General features: G+C 40.7%; 12 protein-coding genes and 1 riboswitch. Of the genes, 8 read left to right on the top strand and 4 right to left on the bottom strand.

The genetic code is table 11. The features are described from left to right. Positions 1 to 9 precede the first annotated feature (9 nt). Positions 10 to 1,629: a PspC domain-containing protein gene (locus AB669_RS08330; RefSeq protein WP_047798813.1), complete on the top strand. Its 1,620-nt coding sequence runs from the start codon at positions 10 to 12 to the stop codon at positions 1,627 to 1,629. A gap of 83 nt (positions 1,630 to 1,712) precedes the next feature. Then, positions 1,713 to 4,163: an outer membrane beta-barrel family protein gene (locus tag AB669_RS08325; protein WP_047798812.1), complete on the top strand. Its 2,451-nt coding sequence runs from the start codon at positions 1,713 to 1,715 to the stop codon at positions 4,161 to 4,163. A 102-nt stretch (positions 4,164 to 4,265) separates the two neighbouring features. On the opposite strand, the gene AB669_RS08320 is transcribed toward AB669_RS08325, so the two are convergent. Then, a complete protein-coding gene (locus AB669_RS08320; protein ID WP_047798811.1) occupies positions 4,266 to 5,330 on the bottom strand; it encodes a glycoside hydrolase family 43 protein in 1,065 nt (354 codons plus the stop codon). A gap of 115 nt (positions 5,331 to 5,445) precedes the next feature. Further along, positions 5,446 to 6,711: a redoxin domain-containing protein gene (locus tag AB669_RS08315; RefSeq protein WP_082120619.1), complete on the bottom strand. Its 1,266-nt coding sequence runs from the start codon at positions 6,709 to 6,711 to the stop codon at positions 5,446 to 5,448. A 133-nt stretch (positions 6,712 to 6,844) separates the two neighbouring features. Then, positions 6,845 to 6,949: riboswitch (SAM riboswitch) on the top strand. Between the two features lie 351 nt (positions 6,950 to 7,300). Here AB669_RS08315 and AB669_RS08310 point away from each other — a divergent pair. From AB669_RS08310 to AB669_RS08285, 6 genes are all read left to right on the top strand, one after another. Next, entirely contained in the window at positions 7,301 to 10,474 is a 3,174-nt protein-coding gene (locus tag AB669_RS08310; RefSeq protein WP_047798810.1) for a SusC/RagA family TonB-linked outer membrane protein, read from the top strand. Between the two features lie 10 nt (positions 10,475 to 10,484). Next, complete coding sequence (locus AB669_RS08305; protein ID WP_047798809.1) at positions 10,485 to 11,918, top strand: SusD/RagB family nutrient-binding outer membrane lipoprotein; 1,434 nt, start codon at positions 10,485 to 10,487, stop codon at positions 11,916 to 11,918. 141 nt (positions 11,919 to 12,059) lie between these two features. Next, on the top strand, positions 12,060 to 12,719 hold the full coding sequence (locus tag AB669_RS08300) for a GDSL-type esterase/lipase family protein (RefSeq protein ID WP_047798808.1): 660 nt from the start codon (positions 12,060 to 12,062) through the stop codon (positions 12,717 to 12,719). Between the two features lie 134 nt (positions 12,720 to 12,853). Then, positions 12,854 to 15,178, top strand: coding sequence for a TonB-dependent receptor (locus tag AB669_RS08295; protein WP_047798807.1), 2,325 nt, complete (start codon positions 12,854 to 12,856; stop codon positions 15,176 to 15,178). A gap of 3 nt (positions 15,179 to 15,181) precedes the next feature. Next, on the top strand, positions 15,182 to 15,979 hold the full coding sequence (locus tag AB669_RS08290; RefSeq protein ID WP_047798806.1) for a DUF4249 domain-containing protein: 798 nt from the start codon (positions 15,182 to 15,184) through the stop codon (positions 15,977 to 15,979). 72 nt (positions 15,980 to 16,051) lie between these two features. After that, complete coding sequence (locus AB669_RS08285) at positions 16,052 to 17,011, top strand: D-glycerate dehydrogenase (protein ID WP_047798805.1); 960 nt, start codon at positions 16,052 to 16,054, stop codon at positions 17,009 to 17,011. 88 nt (positions 17,012 to 17,099) lie between these two features. On the opposite strand, the gene AB669_RS08280 is transcribed toward AB669_RS08285, so the two are convergent. Further along, complete coding sequence (locus AB669_RS08280; protein WP_047798804.1) at positions 17,100 to 19,823, bottom strand: hypothetical protein; 2,724 nt, start codon at positions 19,821 to 19,823, stop codon at positions 17,100 to 17,102. Positions 19,824 to 20,146: 323 nt separating this feature from the next. Further along, the gene (locus AB669_RS08275) at positions 20,147 to 20,635 is read right to left on the bottom strand and encodes a nitroreductase family protein (protein ID WP_369799745.1); all 489 of its coding nucleotides are present in this window, start codon (positions 20,633 to 20,635) and stop codon (positions 20,147 to 20,149) included. Positions 20,636 to 20,756 lie beyond the last annotated feature (121 nt).

The raw sequence follows: 20,756 nt of genomic DNA, 5'->3' as shown, positions 1-20,756 counted from the left end.
GTAAACGAAATGGAAAAGACCATCATCATAAATATAGGAAACACCATCATTCATATTGAGGAAAGTGCCTACGAACTCTTAAAAGCCTACTTAAATGAGGTAAAGCAATATTTTGCCAATCATGCCGACGATCTCGAAATCGTAACCGACATTGAGAACAGGATTGCCGAATTACTAACAGAACAACTGGAAGCCCAGAAGAAACAGGTAGTTGACTCCGCAGATGTGAATTCTGTTATTGCTCAAATGGGAAAAGTCAGAGATTTTGATGCTACCGAAGATGCTGAGGAAGAGCCTGTTCAGGAAAGCAATTACCAGCATCAGTACACCGAAAAGAAATTGTACCGTGACATGGATGATCGTGTAGTGGCAGGTGTTAGTTCAGGCATTGCACATTATATCAATACTGAAGCACGATGGATCAGACTGGCCATGCTGTTGCTTACTTTTCTGGGCGGAACCGGGATATTACTTTATGTAATTCTATGGATCATTATGCCTAAGGCAAAGTCGCGGGTTGAGAGAATGGAGATGAAAGGAGAGACGGCTAACCTCGAAGGGTTTCAACGAAACCTGGATGAAGAATTGGAAGCGATTAAACGCGGGATGTCTTATGCAGGAAACCACACCGGTTCTATCTTTGCCAGAATAGGAATTTTTATCGGTGAGTTTTTCGAGTGGCTGGGCCGGTTCATATCCGGAACCGGAAAGGTAATTTTCAAGGTTATTGCAGGATTCATCATCCTCTTCGGAATACTCTTTTTGCTTGGTTTAATTATTGGTGTTGCTGCTTTTCAAGGTTTCCTGGATTCCAGCATCTACGAATATTTTCCCTTCTCCATCATCGATGAGAGCAATAGAGGTGTAATTCTGTTTTCGGCATTCATCGTAATGTTTATCCCGATACTGGCTCTTGTTCTCTTTTCAATCAGGGTTGCTTTTAATAAACAGGCCATTAACAAAACACTTTCTTTTGCATTACTGATTGTGTGGCTGGCCGGAGTAGCCACCGCTTGTTATCATGCAGCGAGAATTTCTTCTGAGTTTAAGCAACATGCAGAATTAACCGAAACTGTTGATCTGAAAATTACGCCTACTTACGTAATTGATATCGATAAAAGTAAGTATTTCAGTCATGAAGATAGTGTTTCCTACCACATTACCAGTGGTAACCGCAACCAAATCGTAACTGATGATTTTGAAAACGGCCCTTTTGTATCGCCTAACAACATCAGAATTAACATTGAAAAAAGCGAAACGGGTACAGCGCGATTAATTAAAAAATACGAATCGCAGGGGAAAAACTTTCCAACAGCACTTCAGAACGCACAAAACATAAACTATACCTATGATTTAAAAGATTCGCTTTTTGTATTCAACCCACGATTTGAACTGAGAAAGGGTGCCAACTGGAGAAATCAGGAAGTAACCTTAATCTTCGAAATTCCGGTTGGCACAAAGCTTATTTTAAAAGAAGATGCTTACAGGTATATTAATAACTATTGGGCCTGGAGTTGTAATGATCACGAAGATGACCACAATAATTACAGCGTTTGGATCATGACCGAAGAAGGTTTGAAATGTAAGTATGATTTAGACCACCCTGAAGAGAATACAGAAAACCAATAACATGTTTTAAATATCGTCCCGATTCGCAGATTATCGAACCGGGACGATTGCCACCCATTAGTTTAAACCACACCTACCAGACCATGAAAAAATTGCTAATGCTTATGGCATGCCTGATGGCATGTGGGGTTTCCTTTGCCCAAAAATTACATCACCTATCGGGGAAAATTATCGATGAAAAGTCCGCCGGCGTGCCATTTGCAGTAGTAAGTCTGCATAAAATCCCTGATACCAGTCTGGTGAAGCGCATATCTTCCAATATCGATGGTCGTTTCGAATTTACTCAGTTAAAAGAGGGTGATTACATGATCTCAGTTTCAATAGTTGGCTTTAAACGAAAAACTACCAATCCGTTTTTGCTGGGTGAAGATATAGAGTTACCCGCCATTGCGATCGAAAGCTTAACGAAGCAGTTAAATGAAGTAAATGTTTCCGGAAAGAAACCATTTATCGAGCACCAGATCGATAAAACAGTTTTAAATGTCGAAAACAGCATCACCGCGTCAGGGGGAACAGCATTGGAGGTTTTGGAAAAGGCTCCAGGCGTGCAGATCGACCGTCAAAGTGATCAGATCAAGCTGAATAACAAATCCGGGGTATTAGTGATGATTGATGGTAAGACAAACTTCCTATCGGGCGCCGATGTAACTGCCCTGCTCAGTAACATGAGTGCAGAACAGATTTCTACGATTGAACTCATTACCAATCCATCTTCAAAATATGATGCAGCAGGAAACGCAGGAATCATTAATATTAAGCTTAAAAGGAATAAAGCCTATGGGACTAATGGCACGGCTTCACTTAATACCGGGCAAGCCTTCATGCCCAATTCACCTAAAGACTTATACCGGGTTGGAATTAACGTTAACCTCAATCATCGTGAGGGAAAATGGAATATTTTTGGGAATGGTGCTATAGCTACAAAATCGACATTTAATAACACCTATCTGGACCGGACAACATCGGCCAATGGTGTTGCCAGTCTGCTTACCCAGAATTTTGATCGTAAAAATAAAGGAACTGGTTTTCAAGGCAAATTAGGCGCTGATTATTACGCATCAGAAAAAACGGTATTTGGCGTGATGGTTGATGCCAATACATTGAGTACCAAGCTTACTAATTTCAGTAATACCAATATTAGTGCCGTTCAGAACGGGATAGCTAACCTGAGTACGATTCTTCAGGATGCCAATTCAACTTCGCCGGTAAGTAACATCACCGCAAACTTTAATATCAAGCATGATTTTGATAAAAAGGGTAAAAGTTTAACCTTCGACGTGGATTATTCCGATTTCGGAAACAAGAAAGATGAGTACTTTTTGGCCAGTTATTTAAACAGTGGAGGGGCTTTGACCAATCAAACTAATTTAAGGAATAATACAGATGCACAGATCAATGTTTACGCTGCTAAAACAGATTTAACATTGCCCTTATCAAAAACAGTTAAAGTTGAAACCGGGTTGAAAAGCAGCTATGTTGTTACGAATAACGATTTTCTTTCGGAGCAACTGATTAATGGCACCTGGCAGAATGATATTGGCAAGTCGAATAAATTTATTTACAAAGAAAATATCAATGCTGCTTATGTAAATTTTGGTAAAGAATGGAAGGTTTGGCAAGTACAACTCGGTTTAAGAGCAGAGCATACTCACTCGAACGGCAACTCGATCACAGAAAACAAGGAAGTCGACCGCAGTTATCTCTCGCTTTTCCCAACTGCTTTTGTGAACCAGAAAATCACTGAAAACCATAATATCCGTTATTCGTATAGCCGAAGAGTCGATCGTCCGAATTATCAGCAGTTGAACCCTTTTGTTTTCTATCTGGATCCGCTGGCTGTAGATCAGGGTAATCCTTATCTTAAACCGCAATTTACCAACAATTACGAAATCAGTTATAGTTATAAAGAGAATTCACTGTCGCTCAATTATTCCGATACGCGCGACATGATCACACAGGTTAGTCAGCAGGACGATGCCACTCGTGTTATCAGTGTAATCCGCCAGAATCTTGGTCGTTTTCAAAACTATTCCGCTGCAATCAGTGTGCCGGTTAAAATTGCTAAATGGTGGAATTTCCAGAATAATTTCAGTGTTTATTACAGTAAATTCAACGATCCGAATCTCGAAGGTGCAGCTTACAGTGCAGGCAAGGTCGCTTTTAATGTGTATAGCTCAAGTTCTTTTACTTTGCCTAAGGATTTTTCTTTTGAAATAAATTTTTGGTTGAATAGTCCGCGGATATCTGGTGTAGAAAGAACAACCGTTACCCAGTACGCTGTCAACGCGGGGATGCAGAAAACCCTGGTAGATAAAAAGCTTAAACTAAGATTGAGTATGGATGATATTTTCTTAACCAATTACTGGGCAGGAAGCCTGGTATACCAGAATGTGAACATGAATGTCGTCAATCATTATACCAGCAGACGTGCCAACCTCAGTATCAGCTATAACTTTGGAAACCAGAATGTAAAATCAGCCAGATCCCGAAGTACAGCTACCGATGATATCAAAAACAGGGCAGGGGGAAATTAAGTCCTCAGGTTTGTTTTTCAGTTGGAAACTTAACTCATTTAAACCATTATTATGAAAGCTCAAAACCTTAGTGAACATATTGCAGTGATCTAAAAATAATGATTAAAACTGCATGTCTAACTTCCAGTTGCCGGCAAGTTTTTCAGCCTCTTTTTTAGTTAAATGGATTACTGCTCCATGCTTTGGCGATGAGAAATTTGTAGACTTCATTACTCCTTCGTTAAAACGACCCAGATTTTTGAAGTTAACAAAATCAGCTGTTTCGCTGAAGCCAAAATTGTGAGGGTTAATCCGGTAAATGTCGTAAATCAGCAACCATTTTTGCTGACCGATAATTTTATACACCGTAGGTGCTTCGCAGCCTTTGTCCTCCGGATCGTACCATTTATCGTCATATTGGTAACCCGAATTGATTGTACTGGAAACGGCCTGTTTCACCCCTGAAGTTCCATCATGAGGAACATAAAACATATGGTATTTATCGCCAACTTTGGTAATGTCGGCATCGATGTAGGAGACATCTTTCGGATAGCTGAACAGCAGTTTAGGAGGAGTATCCAAACCTGTAAAATCCTTATTCATGTAAGAATAGTACACTTTATCTTTTCCGTTGCCAAAACGCATGGTGAAGTAAATCATCATTTTTTTCTGAGCTTCATCATAAATAAGCTCAGGCGCCCATGCGCAGCCAATATCAGCAAGTTCAGGAAAGGCCTGGTCTACTCTTAGAACCTGATGAGTCCAATGAATGAGGTCTTTTGACTTCATTAAAACCAAGCCACGGTTGTTTCCCCAGCCGTATTTCTTTCCATCACGTTCCCATTCGGTACTTCTGTAGCCTTGCTTTTGAGCATATATGTGAAGGTCGGTTAGAGCCAGATAAAACATGCCATCCGGTCCGCGGCAGATGTAGGGATCGCGTATGCCCTTTTGCTCGGCAATGGTATCTCCGGCAATAATAGGCTTCGCCTGGTTAATATCGGTAAAACTATAACCGTCTTTACTTAGTGCCATGTAAAGGCCATGCGTATCGTCCTTGAAATAGACCATCAGATAGGCTGACATATCTTTTTCTGTAGGAATCTTTTGCTTTTTCTGTGCCTTTGCCATGGCGAAAAAGAAAATCATCAAGGAGGAGATAAATATTAATTTATACTGAAACTTCATTTGGTTCTATATTGGTTAGAAATTGAAGTCCAAAATAACCAATAATCGTCAATTCAACGATTATTGGTTAGGAATATTTTATGTTAACCTTTACAGACGGGAACTTTAATGCAGGCTATTGTTTTAACAAGGAATCTATTTCCCCGTTAAATTCCTTTACAAATTCGGTATAGTACTTTCCGGTAGCCGGGCCACTGTATCCGGTATGGATCTGAGCAACCTCACCTTTTTTATTAATGATAATGGTAGTTGGAAATGATAAAAAGTTCTTTAAGGCGGGCAATGATTCTGCAACAAGTTGTTTATCTGGTTTCCCCGCGATAACCTGATCATATTCAATTCCAAACTTTTCACGAAACCGGCTTAAAGCTGTACGGACATATGCCGAATCGAGTTGTCTTTCATAGTGAATGCCTATAATTTCGACACCACGTTTACGGTTTTCTTTATACCAGGGTGCCAGGAAAGTTGCCTCGTCAACGCAGTTGGGGCACCAGGTGCCTGTTATGGTCAAAATCACAACTTTATTCTTGAACTTTTCATCATTAAGCGATATTTTTTTTCCATTCACATCAGGCAAAGAGAAATTAAGGGTTTTGTAACCATCTTTCAAAAATGTAAGTTTGGTTGCATCCGGTAAAGCAGCATTTTCATTTTTTAACCCGTCAAAGGGTACGTTGCCACGTGCCGTAACAATCTCCCCATTGATGCTCCCCTCCTTTGTGAAGGTACCTTTGTAAAATGAGGGTCCCGATCCGATAAAGCTGGATAAATAAAATTTGTCGCCATCCACAACACCCTCCAGGTAACGCGAATCGCCAGTGATGCGTAGAAATGTCCCCGTAATTTTATTGCCTTGCTGCTTAAACAGGCCGACAACTTTTTCCGGATCGCCGTTTGGCGATTTAAATGTCACATCGTAAGTTCCGGAAAAATCACCCGAGGCAGGTTTTCCATCTGTTTTAAACCGATAGTTTTCACCCTTCCTGGCCACTAAAACCGTCGGTTTCCCTGTATGATCTTGTTTTCTCAACACTCCGCTCAACGAATCACCTTTCAGTTTGAACGCAAATTCGTTATCAAACTGGTTTAATTTAACAAAAACAGAATCTCCGGTCTGTGTTACAACACCTCCTTCGAAATGCTCGTCGGCATTTAAAAATACGAGATGTGCAGGACCGCCATTTTTTGAACTGATCTCAAAATTAAAAGGTACCTCTACATCAGGTTTAATCTTAAAAACGCCCCTCCATTTGCCTGGTAATGAAAAAGTATTTGATTTTACACTTTTAGCATCCTTTTTTATACTGGTTTGTGCCTTTATAAGACTTGCTGAGGATAAAAGAGATAAGGATAGAAATGCAACAGTTTTAATATTCATAATCGTGGTTGAATCTAAGGATTCAGTGCAAAGGTAACGATCTCAAGAGCTAAGAAGAAATTTTTTAAATAAATTCTAGGGATTTTATAGTCTATTCAATTATTGTACTATCTTTGCGCCAGTTATTTTAAAATACTTATCAAGAAAGGTGGAGGGAATGGCCCTGTGAAACCTTAGCAACCCGCCGTAGCTGGAAAAGGTGCTAATTCCATCCCAAAGTTTTTGGGGTAGTTAAGTCAGTTGATTGCAAATATGTATGATAATATATTGTAGCACTTCTGATTTAAGGAAGTGCTTTTTCATTTGGCAGTATTGCAATGTTGAGCGGTATTAAATCACAATAAAAAAGAAACGATGAAAAAAACTAACGAGCAGGCACCCTATCAAATTACCCACTTTGAAAAATACCTAAAGCTATCGCGAATGTGTAGCAGCGGTTGCTGAGACGCTAAAAAAGAAACGTAATCAGCGTTTCCTGTCTCAAATTAAATGTCATTTATTATTGTGTTAAAATTCGCCAAAAGCGAAGTGGAATTGCTTTGCCCGGATTTTGACAATTTTTAAACTAATCATTAATCATATCTTATTTATGTTCAAGAAAATTAAGCTGTCTGCAATACTTTTTTTGCTACTGCTTTCACAGATCTCCCGTGCACAAAATATCACGGTTTCGGGTATTGTAAAAAGTGCATCAGGTGAAACATTGCCTGGGGTATCAGTTGTGGTAAAAGGAACCAAAGAAGCGGCTACGACCAATAACAACGGATCATTTACCATTTCTGCAAATCCGAAAAGTATATTATTAATCTCTTACATTGGATTTGATACCAAAGAGGTTGAAGTCACAGAAAACACAAAAAATTTAGCAATTATGTTAACTGAAAGCAGTAACGCGCTGGATGAGGTAGTGGTCACTGCCCTGGGTATTTCGCGTGAAAAAAAATCTCTGGGTTATGCGGTTCAGGAGCTGAAGGGGCAGAGCCTTACTGAGGCGAGGGAAAATAACCTGGTAAATGCGCTGGCGGGAAAAGTAGCAGGCGTCAGGATCACCAACAGCCAGGGCGATATGGGTTCTTCCAGAGTAGTTATCCGTGGGGAAACTTCCATCTCCGGAAATAACCAGCCATTGTTTGTAGTTGATGGCATTCCGGTGGATAATTCACAGTTAAGCGGTGCCGGCGCGAGGGATTATGCCAATACCATTTCTGATATCAATTCAAATGATATTGAGTCGATCAGTGTGTTAAAGGGGCCTAATGCTGCGGCATTATATGGCTCGCGGGCTGCGGCAGGAGTCATTATCATCAAAACAAAAACCGGAAAATCGAAAAAAGGACTGGGTGTTACCTTCAATTCAAATGCAGTAATCGAAACCTTATTAACCTTACCTAAGTATCAGGATGTTTTCGGACAAGGGTCAGAGGGTAGGTTCAGTTATGTTGATGGTAAAGGTGCAGGGATTAATGATGGAGTAGATGAGAGTTGGGGACCCAGAATGGATGGCCGGCTGATTCCTCAGTTTTTCTCTAAGGGGGTAGCCGTACCCTTCGAAGCGCATCCAGACAATGTTCGCGATTTCTTTGAAACCGGTTATTCGCTTTCAAATGGTATTGCTGTAGAAGATGCAAGTGAGAAATTTAACTATCGCCTGTCTTACAATAACCTGAAGCAGGTTGGTGTAATCCCGAATTCAGGACAAGGCAAAAACTCACTTACGTTAAATACTACCCTAAATATCACACCGAAACTTAGCCTTACCGGAAATGTAAACTACAATATGTTGAATGCAGATAATTTGCCTGGAACCGGAGGCTCACGATCAACCAGTACCATGTTGCAGTTTACCTGGTTCGGCAGGCAGGTTGATATCAACCGCCTGAAAAATTACCTGGATGAAAATGGAAATACATTCAACTGGAACAACAGCTATTATAGTAATCCGTATTGGGTTGCCTATGAAAATACCGTATCACAGCGTAGAAATAGAATTATCGGAAGTGTAGGCTTAAAATATGCCATTATAGATGGTTTGAATTTTAACTTCCGGTCAGGAACAGATTATTATAACGATCGCCGTAAAGTCAAAATCGCTTACGGTACAAATGGTACACCTTTCGGATCTTATACAGAAAGTGCATACACGGTTAGTGAAAGCAATACGGATGCTACCCTTAGTTATGATAAAAAACTTAATGATGATTTCAGCATTGAAACCCTCGTAGGTACCAATATCCGGTCGAGATTTACCGAACAGAATGATCAGAGTGCACCCAGGCTGGCGGTAGCTGGTTTATACACCCTTTCCAATTCTCGTGATCCGCTTACTTCTTCAAACAGTTATACAGATTTTAAAACCTATGGCATTTACGGATCTGCCCAGATTGCATTCAGAAATTACCTGTTTGTAAATGCAACTGCAAGAAATGACTGGTCGTCTACGCTTCCGACACAAAACAGGTCTTACTTTTATCCTTCATTCAACGGAAGTTTATTGCTAACTGAAGCTTTTGATATTAAAAGTGACTTATTAGACTACGCCAAAATCCGCGGGGGATGGTCTAAAGTGGGTAAAGATGCTTCGCCTTATCAGTTAATCAATACTTATTCCTTTAACGCGCCTTTTGGTACCAGTCCCCAGCTTGTACCATCAGCAACGGATTTAAATCCAAATTTAAAGCCAGAAACGACTTCATCATCAGAACTTGGCTTAGAAGCGGTATTATTCAACAAACGTCTGCGCTTTGATTTAGGGGTATACAATAGTAACAGTTTCAACCAGATTTTAAGCGTAGATGTAAGTGCGAGTACTGGCTTCAGATCTAAATTACTTAATGCAGGGAAGATCAATAACAAAGGGATTGAAGTGCAGTTGGGGGTAACGCCAGTGAAGAAAGCTTTTACCTGGGATATTGATGTAAATTACGCTGCGAACAGAAGTAAGGTCATTGAACTTGATCAAAGCGGATTGTTGCAAACCTATGTTGTGGCAACAAACTCTGCTCAGGTTATTGCTGCCGTAGGTCAGCCGTATGGTGCACTGTTTGGTAATGCTTTCCTGAGAGATGGAAATGGGAATATTGTAGTAAATGCCACGGGCGCACCGCAAACCGATCCAACTAAAAAGGTTCTAGGTAAGTACACTCCAGACTGGATCGGGGGAATTTCGAATACCTTCAGCTATAAGGGCTTTAGTTTGGGCGTATTAATTGATGCCAGTTTTGGTGGATCAATTTATAACGGTACCTATGCAACCGGAACTTACACTGGTGTACTTGCTTCTACTTTGCCAGGTAGGGCAGCAGAATTTGGCGGGATTTCATATTACTATCCCGGCAACCTCAAAGCCAATGGAACCGTTAGGCTGGCAGTAGGGACTGCTGCACCTGCAGGTGTAACGGTTTACGATGATGGAATCATCTTCGATGGTGTTACTGCTGACGGAAAGAAAAATGAAAAAATACTTCCGGCCCAAAATTATTACAAATCATTTAGAACCATTGATGAAGCCAATATTTTCGACGCATCATACGTCAAGCTTCGTGAAATTAAACTTACTTATAACCTGCCTGCGAAATGGCTTCGTCCATTGAGCCTGCAAGGTGTATCTGTCGCTTTAGTTGGAAGAAACCTGGCTATACTGCACCGAAATGTAACGGATATAGATCCGGAGGTGGCATTTAATACGGGTAACGGACAAGGTTTGGAAAGTTTATCTAACCCAACAACCCGTACTTACGGTATCAACCTGAACATTAAATTTTAATTACCCTGTCATGAAAAAGAATATCCTATATATACTGGCTTTAACAGCAATTTCATTTTCTTCGTGCAATAAAGAGCTCGATGATGTGAATACAAACCCCAATGCCACAGAAAACGCTCAACCCGATTACCTGCTTACCGGAGCAATAAAAAATGGCGCTGACGCTTATTGGGGAACAACAAATAACATGAATTCCAGTCTGCTGTTTGTGCAACAGTGGGCCAAGGTGCAGTACACGGAAGAAGATCGCTTCATTTATTCTAACAGCAGCTTCACCTCCCTGTGGTCAACATTGTATGCAACAACCATCACCAGTTTAAATAAAATCATAGAAATAGGAAATACAACGGGTAATTCCAATTACAGGGGTGTAGCCTTGACTTTAAGATCCTGGTCATTTCTCTTGCTTACTGATGCTTACGGAGATATCCCATACACCCAGGCCGGTAAACTTAGTCAGTTTATCACCCCTGCATACGACAAGCAAAAAGACGTTTACTACGGTTTGCTTGATGATTTGAAATCAGCAAAAAATGCCCTTGATGCTTCAGGCAAGAGCATTGCCGGCGATATTATATACAGCGGCGACATCAATAAATGGAAAAAGCTTGCCAATTCATTGCGATTGAGGATAGCATTGCGTATTGTCGACAAAGAGCCGGCAAAAGCAAAACAAGTTCTTGACGAAATAAAAGCTGATGGCGATTTGTTTATTGCCGACAACAGTGAAATTGCACAGCTGATATACTCCATTTCGCCTCAGCAAAATCCGGTGAGTGCACAGTTCGATACCAGAGATGATTATAGAATCAGTAAAACGATAGTGGATAAGCTTTTCAGTCTCAACGATCCGCGTTTGCCTGTTTATGCCAGCAAAACACAAACTGCAACACCCGAAGAATACATCGGTTTGCCTAATGGCCTGACCAATTCGGAAGCCAGTAACCTGGGTTTTGCCAAAACATCAAAACCAGGTACTTATTTTCTCGCACCTCAATCTCCGGCTGTATTTTTTAGCTATGCTGAGTTGCTGTTCGATAGGGCAGAGGCTGCTGCAAGAGGATTGACCACAGAGAATGCTGCTGATTTATACAAACAGGCAGTGATCGCCTCACTCAAACAGTTCGGTATCAGTGATGCTGCAGCTACAGCTTATGCCGGCCAAAGTGCTGTTCAGTACGATGCAAGCAATTACAAGAAGTCGATCGGTGAACAAAAATGGCTTGCACTTTTCGGGCAGGGTTTAGAAGCCTGGGCAGAAAGACGCAGATTGGATTATCCCCAGTTAACGGCATCGGTTAATACGGTGTTAAACGGACAAATTCCAGTGCGTTTTATCTATCCCGGTACCGAACAATCCTTAAACGGGCAAAGCTATAAAAGTGCCGTGGCCAATCAGGGTGCAGATTTATTGACTACTAAGTTGTGGTTTGATCAATACTAACTTTATTTTAAACAGGGCGGTTTGAGGAACATGTCCGCCCTGTTTAAATTTAAAACGGAGCTTGTAATAAATTCGTTTGGTTGAGGGTAAAAATGGAGATAATGGTAACTTGCAGGCCATTTATCAATTTTAATACGAGCCATGAAGAAATCAGTTCTTACCCTTATCATATTTCAGTTTTTGGTGCTGAGCACTTTTGCACAAAAGAAAGCACCTTTTTGGGATGATGTACAAGTGATCAAGAAATATGATCAGATGTATAAAGCACCCGCTCATCCGGTATTGTTTGTCGGAAGCTCATCGATTAGAAAATGGGATGATCTCACGCAGACTTTCGCCAAATACAATGCCTTAAACAGGGGAATCGGTGGTGCAGTCATTAATGATATCACCTACTACTTAAACGATGTGGTATTTCCATATCAACCGAAACAAATTGTGCTGTATGTAGGCGAAAACGACCTTCCAAATGATACAGTTACTCCCGATACCGTCTTAAACCGAACAGTCCGGTTATATCAGGCCATCCGGGCCAAATTACCAGCTACTCCAATCGTATACATTTCTATTAAACCCAGCCCCAGCAGGGAAAAATTTAAGGCAAAGGCAGAAGCTTCAAATGCCCTTCTCCAGAAGTTTTTCGCCCAGGAAACCAATACCACTTTTGTAAACATTTATCCGTTAATGTTATCTAAAACCGGCGAAATGAGAAGAGAATTATTCCTTGATGATATGTTACACATGAATGCACAAGGATATGCTATCTGGAAAAAGGCAATAGAGAAATACCTGATGAAGTAAAGCCATACGTATTGTGCAGACCGTAATGCAATTATGCATTTGTTCTCCTGCCCGATATTTATCTGCTAAACTCAGATAAAGCTAAGCTTGTTTTTGTACATTTGGCTTCCATCTTCAAAATAAGATAGATAAGTATGCCCATCAGATACAGCTTAGCCATAATTTTCCTTTTTGCCCTCAACATTTCTGTTTTTGCCCAAAACAAATTTACCCTCAGTGGAACCATTCGTGATGCCAGCTCCGGGGAAACCCTCATTGGTGCAACTGTGCGCCTAACAGGGTCATCCTCAGCTGCAACCCTTACCAATGCATATGGCTACTTTGCCCTTACTCAAGCCGAAGGAACCTACACCCTTACCATTAGCTATACCGGTTACGCAAACCAGGTTAAAACGATTGTACTGACCAAAAACCTGAAGATAAATGAAGAGCTAAAAGCAGCCAATGATTTAGCTGAAGTAACCGTTAGTGGCAATAACCGCAGAAACGAAAATGTAAAGAGTGCACAAATGGGACTGGAGAAAATCGACATGCAGTCTTTGAATAGCATTCCGGTGTTATTGGGTGAAAAAGATGTGCTCAAAACCATTCAGTTGCTTCCAGGTGTTAAATCCGGAGGAGAAGGCAATACCGGATTCTATGTACGCGGCGGTGCAGCAGATCAGAATCTTATTTTGCTGGATGAAGCGGTAGTTTATAATTCTTCTCACCTTTTGGGCTTCTTTTCAACTTTCAATGCAGATGCCATCAAGGATGTAAGTTTATATAAAGGCGGAATGCCTGCTCAATATGGCGGCCGTTTGTCTTCCGTTTTAGATGTTAAAATGGACGATGGAAACAATAAGGAATTTAAGTTTCAGGGTGGAATAGGCTTAATTGCATCACGTTTAAAAGCCGAAGGACCGATTGTAAAAGACAAAGGTTCTTTTATGGTGAGTTTCAGGCGTACCTATATCGATCTTTTCCTGCGGGCTTCGCCCGATTCTTCCATCAACGGAAGTACATTGAATTTTTACGACATCAATGCGAAAGCAAATTATAAAATCGACGACAAGAACACGATTTATATTTCAGGCTATTTTGGGAAAGATAACATCGGCGTAAAAGATCTCTTTGAGAATAACTGGGGAAATGTAACCACTACTTTCAGGTTAAACCATATTTTCAATAGTCGATTGTTTTCTAATACTTCTTTAATTTACAACAACTACAACTATACCGTTCAGCTGCTAAATGATGCAACTAACTTTAAAGCAACTTCTCTGGTACGCGATTTCAATTTAAAAGAAGACTTTCAATACTTCAGCAACAAACACACATTGAGGTTCGGCCTCAATGTTACGCAGCATCGCATATCGCCCATTGATATTACAACTACTCAGGAATCGCAGGTTAATCCGCTTACGCAGGAGAAACGGTATGGACTGGAATCTGCAGCGTATGTTTCTGATGAATGGGCGGTTACAGAAAAGCTAAACCTGCTCTATGGAATTCGCCTGGCAGCCTTTTCCCTTATGGGACCAGGTAATTTTAGTACATATGATGCATCAGGCAATGTTATATCCACTCGAAATATCGCCAGCGGTAAGTTCTACAAAAATTACCTTAATCTTGAACCGCGTTTTTCGGTAAGTTATTTATTCAACGAGCAAAATTCAGTTAAGGCATCTTATAACCGGAATACACAAAATATCCATATTTTGACCAATGCAACATCGAGTTCACCAACCGATCAGTATGTGCTAAGCAGCAATAATATTAAGCCAGAAATTGCAGACCAGGTAGCCCTGGGTTATTTCAAAAACCTGGAAGAGAACAATTATGAGTTTTCCGGAGAGATTTACTATAAGTGGCTGCAAAATCAGATCGATTATAAAAACGCAGCCCAGTTGTTAGCCAACAGTAACGTAGAGTCTGAATTGCTTTATGGCGTTGGAAGAGCATATGGCTTGGAATTGTTTTTTAAAAAGAAAACCGGCAAGCTCAATGGCTGGATTGGTTATACACTATCCAGAACAGAACGCAAGTTTGCCGAGCTAAACAATGGGAATTATTTTCCGTCGAGGCAAGATCGTACGCATGATGTTTCAGTAGTTGGTATCTACAACATGAATAAAAGATGGACTTTTTCTTCGAGTTTCATTTACAGTACCGGCAACGCAGTTACTTTTCCGGCAGGAAAGTACACCATCAGCGGTCAAACGATGTATTATTATACCCAGCGTAATGCGGGCAGAATGCCTTATACCATGCGTCTGGATCTAAGCGCAACTTTAGAAGGTAAAAATAAAGGGAAATATCAATCGAGCTGGACATTTGGCGTTTATAATGCCCTTGCACGGAAAAACCCTTATTCGATTGAGTTTATTAATGATCCGGCCAACCCGTCTAAAACTGTCGCCGAACAAACATCATTGTTTGGAATGATCCCCTCGGTAACCTGGAATTTTAAATTTTAAGCCATGAAACAACTTATATTTATCTTATGCATCGTAGTCTGCTTTTCTTCATGTAAGAAAATCATCAGCATTGATACCGAAAATGCACCGCCACAGATTGTAATTGAAGCTAAAATTAACGACAGGCTTATTGACCAGCAAATCAGGATCACTAAAACAGTAGGCTATACTGATGCAAGTATTTATCCAACAGTATCAGGGGCAACGGTAAGCGTTTCAGATAGCCGGGGAAACAACTACGTATTCAGAGAAACCGCTGCAGGTGTATATACCAACAGGATGCGGGGTGTTTATGGTGTCACTTACACCATGAATGTTGTTGCTGAAGGTAAAACCTATACGGCAAGCTCGAAAATGCCAAACTTAGTCAGGATGGACTCGATTGGTATTATCAGCAATACTTTTTTTGGAAATGAACGAAAAACAACTGCCGCATATCTGGCAGATCCGGCTAATGAAACCAATTTCTACCGCTTTACACTCAATAGAAACGGCATTAATTCCAATCGTATATATGTGAGCAACGACAGGCTTACCAATGGCAATAAATTGCGGATTCAGTTGTATTTTAATGCAGAGGATGATGAAGATGAAGACCTGCTAAGTGGCGATAAAGTGGCCGTAGAAATGGAAGGCATTGATTCCAATGTATTTGATTATTGGTATGCACTGAGTTCACAATCGGGCAGGGGGCCGAATCAGGGCACAACACCGGCCAATCCAACTTCGAATATATCAAACGATGCATTGGGCTATTTCAGTGTCAATACCTATCAGAAAATTACGGCCACAGTAAAATAGTCATATCAAAGAAATAAGGCGATAAATTGATGGTCTTAAAAAACAGAATTCAGGCTTTCCGGTTAATAAATCATGAATGTATTTATAAGTGGCAATATCGCGTCAGATGCACTGCAGGCACTGGAAGAAAATAACATCTCTTTTACACAATGGAAAGAGGAACGGCAAATTAGTGCTGAAGAACTGATAGAGGCCTGTAAAGATCAGGATGCGCTCATCAGTGTTGGTCCCAATAAAATCAATGCTGCGTTTTTAAATGCCTGCAAGCACCTGAAAGTAATTGCACTACATTCCGTAGGCTTCGATCAGGTGGATGTTGCGGAAGCTAAAAAGCTAGGTATAAAAATCGGGAATACTCCCGGGGTGCTCAGTGCCGCCACCGCAGATACCGCTTTTCTGTTGATGCTGGCCGTATCCCGCAAAGCCTTTTATCTCCACAAAAAAATCATCAACGGCGAATGGAAAAACTATGAGCCGACACCTGAGCTTGGAATAGAAGTGACCGGTAAAACTCTTGGTGTTTTTGGTATGGGGAAAATTGGTATTGAGCTGGCCAAAAAATGTGCTGCTGCCTATGGGATGAAAGTGATTTACCATAACAGATCAAGAAATGAAGCTGCTGAGCAGGAATTAAATGCCACCTATGTTTCTTTTGAAGAGTTACTGGCACAAAGCGATGTACTGTCTGTTCATACAGCGTTAACCAGCGAAACAAAAGGTAAGTTTACCATCGATGTTTTCAAACAAATGAAGCCCAATGCTATTTTTATCAATACCGCGCGGGGAGGCATTCACAATGAGGATGATTTGATACAGGCTTTAAAAGATAAACTGATTTGGGGGGCTGGTTTAGACGTAACGAATCCTGAACCTATGGAACATAATAATCCTCTGCTGAGTATGGAAAGCGTTGCTGTTCTCCCGCACATTGGCTCCGCTACAGAAGAAACACGTGCAGCAATGTCGAGGTTAATTGGTGAAAATATTATTGCAGGGTTAAAGGGGGAAGATTTACCCTATCCCGTTGATTAATATCCATTCCTGAATTTCTTGTTGATATTAAAACAAAAAAGCTGACCAGTTCCAACCGGTCAGCTTTTTTGCTTTCTATATTTTCCTCTTATTTCACTGTGTATCTGAAGATCGATCTTCCCAGATTGCCATTTGCATCAATACCTTCAACCGTAACTTTATATTGTCCGCGGCCATCTGCATTGTAGAATTCAAATGAGGCATTTCCGGCAGCATCTGTTACCACTTTAGGATTCCAATAAATTGTAGTACGCAGATCGTTGCGGTTCATGCTCGCAGGTGCTTCGTACTTTGGAGAGTAGAATTGTTTTTCCTTATCATAACCTTGTGGAGAGAAAGTCAGTTCATAATATTTGGGCAACATATCCATCAATTGTGCTTTGGATATTTTCTGTCCCTTAGGTGCTTTTTTCTGGTTAAATACCAGTACACCGTTCACGTTATTAGCTCTGTTTACCAGGCCAAGTTCATCTCTTAAAAAGATTTCTACCGATTCAAGCTGGTTAACGTCGATTGTATTGATCTGGTTCACATCAACATTCATCCCGTTAATGAAAATACCCATTGGCGTTCTGTTTCCCGAATTATAATCCCTGCTTACGTAAAAGTTACCGTCAGCATAGGTTACCCCGGCAAGCATTCCCTGCAAACAATTAATCAGCATCCCGCATCCTTTTAACCTGTCGCCCGTAATTTCGTGGTCAGCCATCTGACTTAAGCCTGTTAAAGCCGGATAGTCCTTGTGGCTAACCTTTGGAATAATAGCCGCTTTAACGGTAATGTCTTTCAGGGTATGTAAATAGGCATACTGACGTTTGCTATTGTCCAGGTAAGTCGTTAGTGCGCTATCAATATTCAAAACTTCTTCCGCAGCACTGAAATTTCTGGTCAAACTTGGTACCGGCGATCCGTTCATCTGCAAGGTCATGTTTTTATAGAGCGGATTGTACTTTGCCGTAATGGTAACCTTTGATGAATCGTTGAAAACCAAATTTTTAAACCTGAAATTACCCACTGGATCTGTAGTCCCTTCAAGGTTAAAGCGTTTGTCAGGAATGCTTAATAATAGCGCTCCTTTCCTCACCGGAATACCGTTGTTCATCCTTAAAATCCCCGAAAGTTCTATACCCTGCTCTGGTAAGAACTGGATCTTTGGAAGCTGGTTGGCAATGATATCTGAATATTTAAAGCTTCTATATCCCTGCGTCAGTAACAATACATCCAGGTCTGCATTTTTCTTCGCATCAGGTGCATTAAAGTAATAGCTCGCTTTTTCTATGTAGCCCTTCACATCGCTGCTTAATAATAATCCAGTCAGGATGGTACTGGTAGCATCTTCACTAGAGGGTACTTTGGTTTCATCCACTACTGATACCGAGAAACTTCCCTCCACAGGCGCACCGTCTTTTTTTGCGGCCATGTTTATCTTAACTTTCTTTTTTATACCATAAGTAGTTACCGGGCTGGAAACAGCCACAGCCATGTTGTTTTTGTGTTGAACAAAAACCAGACGCTCGCTTAGTGGTTTACCCGACTCATTAAAAAGGGTGAGCTGGGCGATTCCGGTAGGGAATTTTGATTTCAGAACAGTGGTATTGTACTCTTTATTAGATAGTGCAGTTTGTGCACCATAACAAATCACGCCTTTGCTTTGTGCAATGATGTAGAATTTTTTCCCCTGATTGTCATTAAAAAAAGGATCGTTGGACAGAATCTTAATCGCAATGTTATCTGCAGAAGTGTTATCGATATTAAGCGTTATTCCGGCAGTGGTTACAGCAGGTAGGTTGTAGCTTTCACTAGTTCCATCTGCATAATTCACAGTGGCTTTGTAAGTTTTTCCGGCTTCGGCCAACAGGTTAAAACTGCCCATGCCCAGGTGCTGCGCTGAAAAAACAGCAACCTGCTTACCATCGCTATCGGTTACAACCCCTTTGGATGCAATTCCCAAACCATCACTTTTTACCGCCTTGAAGGCGACCTTGGTTGTTAAGCCCGCTATCAGGTTGCCACCCTCAGGGAAAAACTGGAAGTCTTTACTTAAAATTGCATTCCTCAGAGAGAAACTACTGTTGGCAACGTCTTTATCGGTCGTGTTAATCGCGGTAACCAGTTGTCCGTTTTTTAATTGATACTCGGCTTTCTGCGCATTACTCATGGCGATGGTCAGATAGCCATTGGCATCTGTTGTACCCCTGCCTTTAGCGATAACCGTATAGGTTGTTACCACCTGCCAGCTTACGTTTCTGTTTGCATACGGCTTGTTGTTCGCGTCTTTAAACTGCACCCGGGCATCTATTTTTTCCAGTTTATCTGTAGAAGTATTTTTATAGGAAATATGTGTTTTCACCTCCTTGTCTATCGCTTCCCCAACATAAAATGTTTTACTGAAAAAAGCAGGCTCATCACTGTTCAGCATCCACATGGTATAGGCCCTGATGTGGTAATTTCCCTGTTTGTAGTTAATCTGATCTAAGGGGAAACTGCCGTAAGCAAAGCCACCCGCGATTGGAAGTTTTAGTGTTTGAATAAGTGAATCGCTTTGGTTGATGACATCAACATAAATGATTTTACTTAGCGTAGAAAGGAAATTCTGATTTTCAGTTACATAAGCCTTAAACCAAACGGTATCTGCAACAGCGTAGTAAGGTTTGTCAAAATGCAGGTAGATTTTTTCCGCCGGATAATCATTTAAAACTTTGTTTGTTTTGGTGATAATGGTATTGATTCCAATAGTATCGGTTTGGGCAAACAAAGAAAAGTGGAGTGAAAATAAAATTGAAAATATAAACGCTATTCTAAAAATCTTCATGTATTGGAAATTTATTACTAAGAGTGTAAATATATCCAATTAAACATACAGCACCTAAAGCGAATTGATGTTTAACATTTTTTTACATATTGCTGCTGATCAAGCGTGGAGCAGAAAGGTTTGTAACAAAACAGGCTGCCAAATGGCAGCCTGCAATGCTTACTTAAAAATACATTTATGTTATTTATACTCGATAACAAACTCGTTTAATGGCGTGCGAACCTTTTTAAGGTTAACCAACCAGTCTCCGGCCTCATCTCTGTTGCCTAATGGCAATAGGGTTACGCTTTTCAATCCTTTTTCATTAAGCCCTAAAAGCTCATCTACCGCAGGGCCGTTAAAACTTCCATTGGAGTGGAATCTACCTTCAATAAAGCCGCTTCAGCTATTGCAATCCCAAAAGCAATATAAGCCTGACGGGCAGCATGATTGAAGTTTTCTTCTGCAGATCTGGATAAGATCATTCCTTTCAACTGTGTTTTGTAAGCATCAGTAGCATCTAAAGGTAAACCACGTTCCGTATTCATTCTGTTAAATACAGCATCAATGCCTTCTTCAGTATAGTTTTCCTGAGCAGCAAAAACCAGTAGGTGCGAAGAATCAATTACCTGAGCCTGACCGTATGCAATAGGGGCAATTTTTTCTTTTAATTCCTGGTTAGTCACTACGATTACTTTGAATGGCTGCAGGCCTGAAGAGGTTGGTGCAAGCAGGGCAGCCTGGATAATCTGATCAACTTTTTCCTGCTCTACAGGCTGACCATTCATTTTTTTAACGGCGTAACGCCATTTTAGGGCATCTAATAAACTCATAATATATTAATTTATTTTTATCAATTTAATGAAACAAATATCAAGATAAAGATCATACAGATTGTTGATGTATGGTAAGAAAGCAAGCTGCTATCCAAAAGAATACCGGCTTAGATTTGGC

Source organism: Pedobacter sp. BMA (genome assembly GCF_001027745.1).
Classification (GTDB): domain Bacteria; phylum Bacteroidota; class Bacteroidia; order Sphingobacteriales; family Sphingobacteriaceae; genus Pedobacter.
Note: the sequence above shows the minus strand (reverse complement) of the source record. Positions and strands in the feature narration are given on the sequence as shown.